The organism is Stenotrophomonas sp. S39, assembly GCF_016624665.1.
Taxonomy (GTDB): domain Bacteria; phylum Pseudomonadota; class Gammaproteobacteria; order Xanthomonadales; family Xanthomonadaceae; genus Stenotrophomonas.
Map to the genome: position 1 here is coordinate 1 of NZ_JACVTT010000111.1, position 13,061 is coordinate 13,061.

14 protein-coding genes are annotated in these 13,061 nt (G+C 67.5%); 11 read left to right on the forward strand and 3 right to left on the reverse strand.

Annotated elements, in window-relative coordinates; all coding sequences use genetic code 11:
- Window positions 1-62: 62 nt before the first annotated feature.
- Together IAE41_RS19820 and ppsA are read right to left on the reverse strand one after the other, a co-directional pair.
- On the reverse strand, window positions 63-947 hold the full coding sequence (locus tag IAE41_RS19820) for a mechanosensitive ion channel domain-containing protein (protein WP_200734281.1): 885 nt from the start codon (window positions 945-947) through the stop codon (window positions 63-65).
- A 131-nt stretch (window positions 948-1,078) separates the two neighbouring features.
- A complete protein-coding gene (gene ppsA / locus IAE41_RS19825) occupies window positions 1,079-3,457 on the reverse strand; it encodes a phosphoenolpyruvate synthase (protein ID WP_200734282.1) in 2,379 nt (792 codons plus the stop codon).
- 143 nt (window positions 3,458-3,600) lie between these two features.
- On the opposite strand from ppsA, the gene IAE41_RS19830 reads away from it, so the two are divergent.
- The 5 genes from IAE41_RS19830 to IAE41_RS19850 all read left to right on the forward strand — a co-directional run bounded on the left by IAE41_RS19830 (window position 3,601) and on the right by IAE41_RS19850 (window position 7,947).
- Window positions 3,601-4,422, forward strand: a complete 822-nt coding sequence (locus IAE41_RS19830) for a pyruvate, water dikinase regulatory protein (protein ID WP_079222303.1) — start codon at window positions 3,601-3,603, stop codon at window positions 4,420-4,422.
- 186 nt (window positions 4,423-4,608) lie between these two features.
- Window positions 4,609-5,121: a DUF1249 domain-containing protein gene (locus IAE41_RS19835; protein ID WP_079222302.1), complete on the forward strand. Its 513-nt coding sequence runs from the start codon at window positions 4,609-4,611 to the stop codon at window positions 5,119-5,121.
- Window positions 5,122-5,163: 42 nt separating this feature from the next.
- Window positions 5,164-5,652 carry an 8-oxo-dGTP diphosphatase gene (locus IAE41_RS19840; protein WP_108769173.1) on the forward strand — a complete coding sequence of 163 codons (489 nt, stop codon included), beginning with the start codon at window positions 5,164-5,166 and terminating at the stop codon, window positions 5,650-5,652.
- A 179-nt stretch (window positions 5,653-5,831) separates the two neighbouring features.
- Complete coding sequence (locus IAE41_RS19845) at window positions 5,832-6,461, forward strand: DUF2239 family protein (RefSeq protein ID WP_200734283.1); 630 nt, start codon at window positions 5,832-5,834, stop codon at window positions 6,459-6,461.
- 118 nt (window positions 6,462-6,579) lie between these two features.
- Complete coding sequence (locus IAE41_RS19850; RefSeq protein ID WP_200734284.1) at window positions 6,580-7,947, forward strand: MATE family efflux transporter; 1,368 nt, start codon at window positions 6,580-6,582, stop codon at window positions 7,945-7,947.
- A gap of 62 nt (window positions 7,948-8,009) precedes the next feature.
- On the opposite strand, the gene IAE41_RS19855 is transcribed toward IAE41_RS19850, so the two are convergent.
- Window positions 8,010-8,660, reverse strand: coding sequence for a class I SAM-dependent methyltransferase (locus IAE41_RS19855; protein ID WP_200734285.1), 651 nt, complete (start codon window positions 8,658-8,660; stop codon window positions 8,010-8,012).
- 345 nt (window positions 8,661-9,005) lie between these two features.
- On the opposite strand from IAE41_RS19855, the gene IAE41_RS19860 reads away from it, so the two are divergent.
- The 6 genes from IAE41_RS19860 to IAE41_RS19885 all read left to right on the forward strand — a co-directional run bounded on the left by IAE41_RS19860 (window position 9,006) and on the right by IAE41_RS19885 (window position 12,938).
- Complete coding sequence (locus tag IAE41_RS19860) at window positions 9,006-9,620, forward strand: phosphatidylcholine/phosphatidylserine synthase (RefSeq protein WP_108746909.1); 615 nt, start codon at window positions 9,006-9,008, stop codon at window positions 9,618-9,620.
- Window positions 9,621-9,642: 22 nt separating this feature from the next.
- Window positions 9,643-10,716 carry a class III poly(R)-hydroxyalkanoic acid synthase subunit PhaE gene (gene phaE / locus IAE41_RS19865; protein WP_200734286.1) on the forward strand — a complete coding sequence of 358 codons (1,074 nt, stop codon included), beginning with the start codon at window positions 9,643-9,645 and terminating at the stop codon, window positions 10,714-10,716.
- A 6-nt stretch (window positions 10,717-10,722) separates the two neighbouring features.
- Window positions 10,723-11,790, forward strand: coding sequence for a class III poly(R)-hydroxyalkanoic acid synthase subunit PhaC (gene phaC, locus IAE41_RS19870; protein WP_200734287.1), 1,068 nt, complete (start codon window positions 10,723-10,725; stop codon window positions 11,788-11,790).
- Window positions 11,791-11,851: 61 nt separating this feature from the next.
- Entirely contained in the window at window positions 11,852-12,220 is a 369-nt protein-coding gene (locus tag IAE41_RS19875) for a YfeK family protein (RefSeq protein ID WP_200734288.1), read from the forward strand.
- A gap of 65 nt (window positions 12,221-12,285) precedes the next feature.
- Window positions 12,286-12,489 carry a PspC domain-containing protein gene (locus IAE41_RS19880; RefSeq protein WP_079222293.1) on the forward strand — a complete coding sequence of 68 codons (204 nt, stop codon included), beginning with the start codon at window positions 12,286-12,288 and terminating at the stop codon, window positions 12,487-12,489.
- Window positions 12,486-12,938: a hypothetical protein gene (locus IAE41_RS19885; RefSeq protein WP_079222292.1), complete on the forward strand. Its 453-nt coding sequence runs from the start codon at window positions 12,486-12,488 to the stop codon at window positions 12,936-12,938. Before IAE41_RS19880 ends, IAE41_RS19885 begins: the two co-directional genes overlap by 4 nt.
- Window positions 12,939-13,061 lie beyond the last annotated feature (123 nt).

Here is a 13,061-nt window from a genome sequence, read left to right on the forward strand (position 1 = left end):
CCCCCCCCCCCCCGGGGCGCGCGGGGGGGGGGGGCCGCCCCCCCCCGCCCCGGCATTGCCGATCAGGGTTTGTCGCGCACCAGCGCCTCGGCCTCGACCACGCCGCCATCCTTGCCATGCAGGTACAGGTGCATGTCCTGCTGCGGGTAGGGCAGGTTGATGCCGGCCTTGTCATAACCCAGCTTGATCTGTTCCAGCAGGGTGACCTTGGTGCCGAACTGGTCGGCCGATTTCACGTAGCAGCGGATGCCCAGCTTGATGGCGTGGTCGCCCAGTTCGTACACCACCACGTCCGGCTCGGGCGTAGACAGCACGCGGCTGTCGGCCTTCATCAGCGCGATGGCGGTTTCACGCGCCAGCTGGATGTTGTCCTCGTAACCGATGCCGATCACCAGCTCGACGCGGCGGGTCGGTTCTGCGGTCAGGTTGATGATCGGCGCGGCGGTGATCAGCGTGTTCGGAAGGGTGGTGTGCTGGTTGTCGGCGCCGGTAAGAACGGTCTGGAAGATGCGCACTTCGCGCACGGTGCCGGTCTGCCCGGCCACGGTCACCACGTCACCCACGCGGAACGGGCGCAGGGTCACCAGCATCACGCCGGAGGCGATGTTGGACAGCGAATCCTTCAGCGCCAGGCCAACCGCGAGGCCGGCCGTGCCGAGTACAGCCAGCAGCGGCGAGATCGGCACGCCGAGCGTGGCGATCGCCAACACCACCACGATCACCAGCGCCGCTGCGTAGACCACGTTGCGCAGGAAACTGCCCAGCATCGGATCCACGCCCATGCGTGAGGTGGCACGCGGCATGGCGTTGGAAATGCGGCGAGCGATCCACAGGCCAATCAGCAGTACGACGACCGCAGCCAGCAACGGCAAGCCATAAGTCTCGAGCAACCGCTCCCAGTCGAGCGAGTGGAACCAGGTCGTGGCGGGGGCGGTGACAGCAATCATGCGGGCTCCTTTGCAGCAGTCGTCATGGCGTATGCGGACGCCAGAAACAGGCACGCCCCGCAGAGGCGGGGCGCGCATGCAGCTGCAGTATGGGCGGACGCCAATGAAAGCGACGTCAGCCCATCAATGGATCAACCATTGGCCTTGTGCTTGGCCAGGCGCAGCCAGGTGTCGACCACGGTATCCGGGTTCAACGACAGCGACTCGATGCCTTCCTGCATCAGCCACTCGGCCAGATCCGGGTGGTCGGACGGGCCCTGGCCGCAGATGCCGACGTACTTGCCCTTGGCGCGGGCGGCCTTGATGGCCATCGACAGCAGCTTCTTCACCGCCGGGTTCCGTTCGTCGAACAGGTGCGCGACGATCGACGAGTCGCGGTCCAGGCCCAGGCTCAGCTGGGTCAGGTCGTTGGAGCCGATCGAGAAGCCATCGAAGATCTCCAGGAACTCATCGGCGAGCAGTGCGTTGGACGGCACTTCGCACATCATGATGATCTTCAGGCCGTTCTCGCCCTGCTTCAGGCCATTCTGTTCCAGCACCTCGACGACCTTGCGGCCTTCTTCCAGGGTGCGCACGAACGGAATCATGACCCAGAGGTTGTCCAGGCCCATTTCGTTGCGCACGCGCAGCACGGCCTTGCATTCCAGCGCGAAGGCGGCCGAGAAGCTCGGATCGACGTAACGGCTGGCGCCGCGGAAGCCGATCATCGGGTTCTCTTCGTGCGGCTCGTAGTTGCTGCCGCCCACCAGGTTGGCGTACTCGTTGGACTTGAAGTCCGACAGGCGCACGATCACCGGGTTCGGCGCAACCGAAGCGGTGAGGGTGGCGATGCCTTCGGCCAGGCGGTCCACGTAGAAGCTGACCGGGTCACCATAACCGGCGATCTTCTCGTCGATCTTCTTCCTGGTGGCCGCATCCTGGCGGTCGTATTCCAGCAGCGCGTTCGGGTGGATGCCGATGTGGCTGGCGATGATCATTTCCAGGCGGGCCAGACCGATGCCGGCGTTCGGCAGCTGGCCGAAGTCGAAGGCACGTTCCGGGTTGGCCACGTTCATCATGATCTTCAGCGGTGCCGGCGGCATGTTGCCCAGATCGGTGGTGGTGCGCTCGAAATCGAGCTTGCCTTCGTAGATGAAGCCGGTATCGCCTTCAGCGCAGCTGACGGTGACCTGCTGGCCATCTTCGATGACCTTGGTGGCATTGCCCGAACCGACCACGGCCGGCACGCCCAGCTCGCGCGCGATGATCGCGGCGTGGCAGGTACGGCCACCACGGTTGGTGACGATGGCCGAGGCGCGCTTCATCACCGGCTCCCAGTCGGGGTCGGTCATGTCGGCGATCAGCACGTCGCCCGGCTGCACGCGGTTCATGTCTTCCAGCGTCTTGACCACGCGGGCGGTGCCCGAGCCGATCTTGGCGCCGACGGCACGACCTTCGGCCAGCACGTTGCCGCCCTTTTCAGTCAGCGCGAAGCGCTCGATCTGGGTGGCGTGGCTGCGCGACTTCACCGTTTCCGGGCGCGCCTGCACGATGAACAGCTTGCCGCTGACACCGTCCTTGGCCCACTCGATGTCCATCGGGCGGCCGTAGTGCTTTTCGATGACCAGGGCCTGCTTGGACAGTTCCTGCACATCCTCGTCGCTGATCGAGAAGGTGTTGCGCAGTTCGGCCGGGGTATCTTCGATCCTGACGCGCTCACCCGGTACATCCGAGTACACCATGCGGATCGCCTTGCTGCCGAGCGAGCGGCGCAGGATCGCCGGCTTGCCGGCCTGCAGGGTGGGCTTGTAGACGTAGTACTCGTCCGGGTTGACCGCGCCCTGCACGACCATTTCGCCCAGGCCGAACGACGAGGTGACGAACACCACGTCACGGAAGCCGGACTCGGTGTCCAGGGTGAACAGCACGCCGGAGGAGCCGACGCCCGAACGCACCATCAGCTGCACGCCGGCCGACAGGAACACGTCTTCGTGCTTGAAGCCGTGGTGGACGCGGTAGGCGATGGCACGGTCGTTGTACAGCGAGGCGAACACTTCCTTGACCTTGTGCACGACATCGTCGGCACCGGTGACGTTGAGGAAGGTTTCCTGCTGGCCGGCGAAGGACGCATCGGGCAGGTCTTCGGCGGTGGCCGAGGAGCGCACTGCAACGGCCACGTCGCCGCCGCCGTTGTCGGCGCTCAGCGTGGCGTAGGCGCTGCGGATGTCCTGGTCCAGCTGCGGCTGCAGCGGGGCATCGATCACCCAGGTGCGGATTTCCTTGCCAGCGACGGTCAGCGCATTGACGTCCTCGACGTCCAGCGTGGCCAGCTTGTCGAAGATGCGCTTGGACAGGTCGTTGTGGGCAATGAAGTCCTTGAAGGCTTCAGCGGTCGTGGCGTAACCGCCGGGGACGGAGACCCCCAGACCGGCCAGGTTGCCGATCATTTCGCCCAGCGACGAATTCTTGCCGCCTACGCGGGCCAGATCGCCCAGACGCAGTTCGTGCAACCACAGGATGTTCTCGTTCAAGCGCGATGCTCCGTTTGGCCATCGCCCGAGGCGGGCTGAATGGCCGCGTCCGTAGGAAGAAGCCGATATGATGCCGGTCGCAGTACCGTCGGCACAAGCTTGTGCTGCAACCATTTTCAGCTTCAGAGGGGTGAAAACCGCCTATGTCGACCATCCGTCCGGTGTTCTACGTTTCCGATGGAACCGGTATCACCGCTGAAACCATTGGGCATAGCCTGCTCACGCAGTTCACCGGGTTCAGCTTCATCACTGATCGGATGTCGTTCATCGACGACCCCGAAAAAGCCCGGGAAGCCTGTGCCCGGATCCAGGCAGCGGGCGAGAGGTACCAGGTCCGGCCCATCGTGGTGAACTCCTGCGTGGACCAGAGCCTGAGCCTGATCCTGGGCGAAAGCGGGGCCCTGATGCTGGACGTGTTCGCCCCGTTCATCGAGCCGCTGGAGCGGGAACTGTCCAGCCCGCGCCTGGCCCGGGTCGGCCAGGCCCACGGCATGGTGGACTTCGAGACCTACCACCGCCGCATCAACGCGATGAACTTCGCCCTGACCCACGATGACGGCATCGCGGTGAACTACGACGACGCCGACGTGATCCTGGTGGCGGTGTCGCGCGCCGGCAAGACGCCCACCTGCATCTACCTGGCCCTGCATTACGGGGTGCGCGCGGCCAATTACCCGCTGACCGACGAGGACCTGGAAAGCGACCGCCTGCCGCCGCGGCTGAGAAACTATCGTCGGAAACTATTCGGCCTGACCATCGACCCGGACCGCCTGCAGCAGATCCGCCAGGAGCGCCGGCCGAACTCGCGCTACGCCAACCTGGACACCTGCAAGCGCGAGGTGGCCGCCGCCGAGGTGATGTTCCAGATGGAGCGGATCCCGACGCTGAGCACCACCCATACCTCGATCGAGGAGATTTCCAGCAAGGTGCTGGGCACGCTGGGGCTGCAGCGCGAGATGTATTGACCGGAACCACTCCCTGTAGAGCCGAGCCCACGCTCGGCTGCTCTTCCGCCAGACCCCGGTGGCCCAGCCGAGCGTAGGCTCGGCTCTACAGGCGTGAGCGCCGGCGGCGCGGCGGCGGTTGAACGCCCCCCTTTGGCCGGGCCCGTGCAGCCCCCACGTTGTAAGGCCAACGTGTAGGATCGACCCATGGCCCAAGCCTCGCCCCGCACCGAACGCATCCCCCGCCTGAGCCGGCTCAGCTGGCTGATGGGCCTGTATGCGGAAAACTACCGGCATCTGGTGCGCCTGTTCGCCCCGGCCGAACTGACCGCCGGCAGCTACGTCTCCTCCGTGGGCGACGGCCTGGACGTGCGTCTGGATGTGATCGAATGCCACCGCTACACGGTGGAGCTGCGCCTGACCTACGACCTGGCCGACCCGGTCACCGGCGAGCCGGACCCCTCGGCGTACGTGCGCCTGTACCGCGATGCCCGCCAGGCCGAGACCACCCACTGCTACGTGGGCCGCCGCTGGCAGGACACGATGGGCCTGTACCCGCCGCCGGCGGAGCTGATCAGCCACCGCATGCGGATGAACACCTTCCTCGGCAAGTGGCTGGAATACCTGGCCGAGCGCGGCCACGGCGTGGCCACCCTGCGCCGCGACCCGGAGGGCAGCGCGGCGCTGCCGGCCGAGCGCCGCCTGTCGCTGGTGCGCTGATCGGCCATAATCCGGGGCTGACCTGCCGCTGGATGCTGCCCCATGCCGTATACCCCGATCGTCGCCACCCTGGGCTATGTGCTCTCGCCCGATCGTCGCCAGGTGCTGATGATCCACCGCAACACGCGGCCCGGTGACCACCACCTGGGCAAGTACAACGGCCTGGGCGGCAAGGTCGAACCGACCGAGGACGTGGCGGCCGGCATGCGCCGCGAGATCGCCGAGGAAGCCGGCATCGACTGCACGGCCATGCGCCTGCGCGGCACCATCAGCTGGCCGGGCTTCGGCAAGCACGGCGAGGACTGGTTCGGCTTCGTCTTCGTCATCGACAGCTTCGAAGGCAGCCCGCACGGTGGCAACCACGAGGGCACCCTGGAGTGGGTGGACGTGGACAAGCTGGACACGCTGCCGATGTGGGAGGGCGACCGCAACTTCCTGCCGCTGGTGTTCGACGCCGACCCGCGCCCGTTCCATGGGGTGATGCCGTACCGGGATGGGCGCATGCAGAGCTGGGCGTTCAGCCGGCTCTGAGGTTGTTCGGGTAGTGCCGGCCACTGGCCGGCTGACGGACGCCGCGATGTTGCCGCCCAGCGGCCGGCACGACCGGGTGCGACCGGTCGGCACGTGCTTCGGGATATTAATACCCGGATGATATTGACGTTTCAATATTACCCGGGCAATATTCGCGCATCGTCCCGGATGCCACCGCCATGCCTGCGCAGGAACTTGCCCCTTTCAGCTGTTTTGATGGCCATCGCCTGGTCGTTTCCGGCACCCCGGCAATGGCCGCGCTGGCGCTCAAGCAGCTGCGCGCCGACAACGCTGCCGGGCCGCTGCAGGTGTTCGACAACGCTACCGGTCGTACCCATGATTTCGACACGCGGGGCAGCGACGCGCAGTTGCTGGCGCGCGTGGCCATGGCGTTTCCGGTCGCACCTGCTGCCGGGCCGGAGTCGCCTGCCGAAGCGCTGCCCGCCGCACCGCGCGGACGCGGTCGGCCCAAGCTGGGCGTGGTGGCGCGCGAGGTGACTCTGTTGTCACGCCATTGGGCGTGGCTGGCGGAGCAGCCGGGTGGGGCGTCGGTAGTGCTGCGGCGGCTGGTCGAGGCGGCCAGCCGCGAGGGCGCAGACAAGGATCGCCGGCGCCGCGACAGCGAGCGTGCCTACCACTTCCTGCAGACCATCGCAGGTGACCTGCCGGGGTTCGAGGAGGTCATCCGTGTGCTGTTCGCGCACGACCGTGACCGATTCCTCGCGGCGCTGCAGGCGTGGCCGGAGGACGTGCGCCGGCACGCGCTGTGCCTGGCCTTCGATGACGGCGCCGAACGCACCAACAGCTGACCTTTCATCCCGGCGGTGAGCCGCTGCTTCAACTGACCGCGGGCCGCAGCCCGCCCTGACTGTGCGTGCTTTGCTGGCGGAAACGCCGGGCAGGGCAGCGCCTTGCCCAAGGAATGCCATGACCATCGCCGCACCACCGATCGCCGCAGCCACCCCGTCGCTGTGGAGGACCTACCTGGCCCTGCTGGTGCCCATGCTGCTGACCAATGCGCTGCAGCTGGCGGCCGGTACGCTGGACAACATCTACCTGGGGCACCTGCTGGGAACGCAGGCGGTGGCGGCTGCCGCTGCCTTCTTTCCGGTCTTCTTCCTGCTGCTGGCCTTGGTGATGGGCCTGGCAACGGGGGCGATGGTGCTGATCGGCAATGCCTGGGGGGCGGGTCAGCCGCAGCAGGCACGTGCCGTGGCCGGCAGCGCCATCGCCCTGGTCCTGCTGCTGTCGGTGCTGGTGCTGTGCGTGGGCAGCACGTTCGCGCCGGAGCTGATGGCGGCCTTGGGCACACCGGTGGCCATCCTCGGCGAGGCCACTGTGTATGCGCGCGTGCTGCTGCTGGGCGCGCCGGTGTTCTTCCTGCTGTGGCTGGCCACGGCGGTCAGCCGTGCGGTGGGCGATGCAAAGACACCGCTGCATGCGCTGCTGCTGGCAACCGTGCTGGGACTGCTGTGCACGCCGCTGCTGATCCTGGGCTGGGGCGGACTGCCGCGACTGGGCGCTGCCAGTGCAGCGGTGTCGGCAGTGTTCGCCTCCGCCGTGGCGCTGGGCTGGTTGCTGTGGTGCTGGCGCCGCCTGCGGCATCCGTTGGCGCCGGGCCGCGCGCTGCTGGGGGCGATCCGTTTCGATGGGCAGCTCGTCCGTCGCATCCTGCGGATCGGCGTGCCGGCGTCGCTGCAGATGTTCAGCCTGGCGGTGGCGGAAATCGCGCTGCTGGGATGGATCAACCAGCACGGTTACCAGGCCACGGCGGCCTATGGCGCGGTCAACCAGTTGATGAGCTGGGTGCAGCTGCCGGCGATGTCGCTGGGCATCACCGCCACCATCCTGGCGGCCCATGCATCGGGGGCCGGGCGCACGGCACGGCTGCCGTCCATCGCCCGCGTCGGTGTGTTGCTGGCGCTGGTGCTGCTGACTGCGGTCGTACTGCTTGTGGTGCTGCTGGCGCCGTGGCTGGTCGGCCTGATCCTGGATGCAGCCGAGGTGCAGGCACTGGCCACGCTGCAGCTGCGGACGGTGGTGTGGGGCGTGCTGGCAATGGCGCCGATGGCGGTGCTGGTGGGGGTGATGCGCGGCAGCGGAACGGTGCTGTTGCCCGCCTTGCTGGGCATGGCGGCGGTACTGCTGCTCGAGCTTCCGCTGGCGATGTGGCTGCAGGCAACGCAGGGTCTGCCGGGGCTGTGGCTGGCCTGGCCGCTGGGATTGCTGGCGATGCTGGTGATGCAGGTGGCGTGTTTCGGCCGCTGGCGGCGAAGGTTGCCGGCGGCTGCCTGAGCGTTGCTGCCGATGTTGCCGGCCAGCGGCCGGCACTACCGGTTGCGGCCCGGCGGGGTGGTTCAGCGCCGGTGCGCCAGCAACAGGTGGAAGTGCTTGTCGCGCGCCTGCCCGTCGTTGCCCGCCGCCGTTTCCCGGTGGCTGCGCCAGGCCGAGACATTGAAGCCGGCTACCCGCAGGGCCAGCTCCACGGCATCCAGCTCATGCAGCTGGAAATCGGCGGCGAACGGCAGGCTGCGCATGAAGGCGGCATCGCCGAACGCCAGGCACAGGCGGCCACCACGGCGCACGACGCGCGCCAGTTCGTCCAGCACCGGGGCCAGGTTGGGCCAGAAGTACAGCGTGTTGACCGCCAGCGCCGCGTCCACCGACGCATCGGCCACCGGCAGTGCGTGGGCATCGCCGTGGCGCAGGACGGCGCGATCGGCCAGGCCGGTGCCGGCCAGGTGCTGGTTGCCGGCATCGACCATCGCCGCGGACAGTTCAATGCCCAGGTAGCGGCTGTCAGCGCCCTGCAGCAGCAGCGGCGCAAAGGCGGCATTGCCAGGCCCGATCTCCAGCACCTGTTCGCCCGGCGCCACCGCCAGCAGGGTGATGGCGGCCCGATTGAGCTCGCCATTGCTGCGGTTCATCGATTCGCCCACGGCCAGCGCGGCTTCGCCGTGGGGGTGCCGCAACTGCGCGGCCAGGGTGCGTGCGTCCAGCATCGACAACGTCCATGAAAAAGGAATCGGACGTGGCGTCGGCGGGTCCGCCGGTGACCATAGCGCCGGGTCGGCAACTTGGGAAGTAGGGAAACCCCTCGTCGAGGTGATCAGCAAATGGCCAGCGTCGCAGTCCCTGAGACCAGGTTGTCCACAGGGGGTGTGGATTACGCGTGGGCAACTTTGTGGATAAGCCCCGACAGGCGCCACCCCCCTAGGCTGTCAAGATGGGTGGCCAAAAATTCACCGCTGGTGATGAGCGGTGACGGGCGGGTGAAGGTCGTCGTCGGTCCGCGCTGTCGCCAGCAGCGGCGCTCGCGGTACCCTGTCCGCCTTGATCCTCCGTGAGACCCCATGAAACGTCATTTCTCGATGCTGCGTGAGTTCCAACTGGCGGACTGGTTCACCTTGGCCAACGCCTTCTGCGGCACCGGGGCCGTGTTTGCCGCCATGCGCTTCCTGCAGGACGGCGAGCGCGGCTACCTGATGTTCGGCATGGCGCTGATCCCGCTGGCCTTCATCTTCGACGCCCTCGACGGCCGCATCGCGCGCTGGCGCAAGTCCAGTTCCACGCTGGGCCGCGAGCTTGATTCGCTGTCGGACGTGATCTCCTTCGGCGTGGCCCCGGCGGCGCTGGCCTATGCCTGCGGCATGCAGGGCGGCTGGGACTGGCTGGTGCTGAGCTACTTCGTCTGCTGCGGCGTCAGCCGCCTGGCCCGTTACAACGTGACCGCCGAATCGCTGTCCGGCGACGAGGGCAAGGTCAAGTATTTCGAGGGCACGCCCATTCCCACCAGCCTGGCGCTGGTGATCGTGCTGGCCATTGCCGCCGGCACCGACGCCATCGGCCACAACCTCTGGTTCGGGCAATGGCAGCTCGGCCCGTGGCAGCTGCACCCGATGGTGCTGCTGTTCGCCCTGTCCGGGTCGCTGATGATCAGCAAGACCCTGCACATCCCCAAGCCATGACCCAGCCCAGCGGAGGCCCGCGATGACCAGCTCGGCCCACGACGCCGGCAGCAGCGATTTCGAGAACCTGTCCCGCCAGTACTTCGGCGCCTGGGGCGATGCCCTGCGCCATGCCGCCACGCCGGGCGCACCGGCCGGGGACGACCCGGGCAGCTGGCAGCGCCTGTTCGACTGGTGGGGGCAGCTGTTGCCCGAGCAGGGGCAGGGTGCCCCGGAAGATGCGCTGCGCCGCTTCCGCGAGCAGGCCGGCAGCTGGTACGGCACCATGCAGGAAGTGGCCGCGCGCTTTGCCGGCCGCGACGCCAGCAGCGCCGACGTGGCCCAGGCCTGGCGCGAAGCCGTGCAGGGGCAGGGCGATGGCATGCTGCAGGGCGCACGCGGCAGCACCCAGGCCGGTGCCGCGCTGCCCGAGTTCGCTGCCTGGCTGCAGCAATGGCAGGTGCAGGCGGGCCCGTGGCTGCAGAGCCCGGCGTTCGGCCCCGGCCGCGAGCACCAGGCGCGCTGGCAGACCCTGCTGCGTGCGCAGGAGGAATACCAGCAGCATTCGCGTGCCTACGTGGACCAGATCAAGCAGGCGCTGGAAGAGGCCTTCGACCTGTTCGAGAAGCGCCTGGCCGAGCACGAACAGCCGGGCAGCCAGCTGACCAGCGCACGGGCAATGTTCGACCTGTGGATCGAGGTGGCCGAAGAGGCCTACGCCAAGGTTGCCCTGTCCGAGGCGTTCCAGCAGGTCTATGCCTCGCTGGGCAATGCGCAGATGCGCCTGCGTGCGGGCCTGCAGCGCGAGGTCGAGCAGGTGAGCGAACGCATCGGCCTGCCCACGCGCAGCGAGATGGACGCCGCCCACCGCCGCATCGCCGAGCTGGAGCGCAGCCTGCGCCGCCTGCAGGCGCAGGTGGCGATGCTGGCGGGTACCGCCGAGGTCGACCCGGTGGCGCAGCCCGCCCCGGCCAAGGTGAAGCCGGCCGCGCGCAAGGCGGCGAAGAAGGCCGCGCCGGCGAAGAAGTCCGCCGTGGCCAAGCCGGCTGCCAGGAAGGCCGCAGCAAAAAAAGCACCGGCGAAGCCCGCCACACGCCGCACCACTGCGCGGAAATAACGACCGATGAAAGGACCGCTGGGCTTCAACGCCGATGACCTGATGCAGGAAACCCTGGCCATGCAGCGCAAGCTGATGGAAGGGCTGAAGCTGCTGCCGCAGGTGGAGGACGTGGATTATGGCGCCACTGCCCGCGAGGAAATCTGGCGCGACGGCAAGGTGGTGCTGTACCGCTTCGTGGGCGAGCAGGCGCCGAGCCGCAAGCCGCCGCTGCTGATCGTCTACGCGCTGGTCAACCGGCCGTACATGGTCGACCTGCAGGCGGACCGTTCGCTGGTGCAGAAGCTGCTGGCGCTGGGCCAGGACGTGTACGTGCTGGACTGGGGCTACCCGGACCGCTCCGAGCGCTTCCAGACCCTGGAGGACTACCTGCTGCGCTACATCGATGGCGCGGTGGATGCGCTGCGTGCATGCAGCGGTGGGCCGGTGGACATGCTGGGCATCTGCCAAGGCGGCGTGTTCGCCCTGTGCTATGCCGCGCTGCGCCGGCCCAAACTGGGCAACCTGATCACGATGGTTACCCCGGTCGATTTCCATACCGCCGACAACATGCTCTCGCATTGGGCGCGGCAGGTGGACGTGGACCTGCTGGTGGACACGCTGGGCAACATCCCGGCCGATCTGATGAACGCCAGTTACCTGATGCTCAAGCCGTTCCGCCTGAACGTGCAGAAGTACGTCGGCCTGCTGGACATCCTCGATGACAAGGCCGCGCTGGAGGATTTCCTGCGCATGGAGAAGTGGATCTTCGATTCGCCGGACCTGGCGGGCGAGGCATTCCGCGACTTCATCAAGCAGTTCTACCAGGGCAACGGGCTGGTGAATGGCACAGTGCGGATCGGCGAGGAAGCGGTGGATCTGTCGCAGGTGACCCTGCCGGTCCTGAACATCTATGCCGAGCAGGATCATCTGGTGCCGCCGGATGCCTCGCGGGCCATGCGTGGGCGCTTGGGCACGGCGGATTACACCGAATCCAGTTTCCGCGGCGGGCACATCGGGATCTACGTCTCCGGCCGCGCGCAGCGCGAAGTGCCGGCAACGATCGATGGCTGGCTGAAGGCCCGTGACCCGTAGAGTCGAGCTTGCTCGACTGCACCTGTAGAGTCGAGCCATGCTCGACTGCCTCGGAACGATGATGACCTACCGTATTCCGTTGATTCTCGCCGCACTGCTGGCAACGCCGCTTGCCCACGCCGCCCCCGGCCCGAAGGCGCAGCGCGAGATCGCCCAGCTGATCGGCAGCCTGGATGGTTCGCAGTGCCGGTTCCAGCGCAACGGCAGCTGGCATGACGCGGCCGAGGCGCGTGCGCACCTGCAGCGCAAGTACGATTACCTGCTGAAGAAGGACAAGGTGGACAGCGCCGAGCAGTTCATCGAGCGCGCGGCCAGCCAGAGCAGCATGAGCGGCAAGCCTTACCGCATCCAGTGCCCCGGGCAGGCTGAACAGACCGCCGCGGCCTGGTTCGGCACCCGCCTGCAGGCGCTTCGCCAACGCACGCCGTAGACATGGCCCGGGTGTAGAGTCGAGCCACGCTCGACTGTGCCTTCTGATTCCCGAGGAGAACCGCCATGAACACCACGCCACGCACGCTGTCGCGTTCGTTGAACGATCGCATGATCGCCGGCGTGATGGGCGGCATCGCCCATCGCTTCGGCTGGAACCCGACCCTGGTGCGGATCGTGTTCGTGTTGATCTCGATCGGCTCGGCGGCTTTCCCCGGCATCCTGATCTATCTGATCCTGTGGCTGCTGATCCCGAACGAGGCCGATTGAACGCCGCCTCCCGGCCCTGGCCCCTCTGGCTGCGCGCGCTGCAGGTGCTGGGCGCGGCCTGGACCGTGCCCAATACGCTGATCGGTGTGATCGCTGGGCTGGCCGGCCTGTTGGGCGGGGCGAAGCTGCGCTGGAGCGGGCGCGACTGTGCGCTCATCTTCGATCACTGGCCCTGGGGGCCGGGTGGGGCGATCACGCTGGGCAATGTGATCCTGCATACCGGCCATGACCTGGGCATGTCGTGCCGCACCTATGCGCACCAGGCGGGGTGGGGCGTGGAGCCGCTGATCCGGCTGGATGACCACGAGCGGGCGCACGTGTACCAGTACCTGGTGCTGGGGCCGCTGTACCTGCCGGTCTACTTGCTGTGTGGGGGCGTGAGTGCGCGCAACCCGTTCGAGCGGGCGGCGGATCGTTACGCCCGGTTCGGGCATGGCTGGTGGCCGTAGTATCCCGCCAACGGCGCAGCCCCTCGTGGCTGGGGCGCGGTGATTCATGGGGGCTGGCCGGGCAGGTGGATTGCGCAGGGGACGCTGCAAGTACGTCCCTGTAAGCTCGGTCGCCGCATCCAT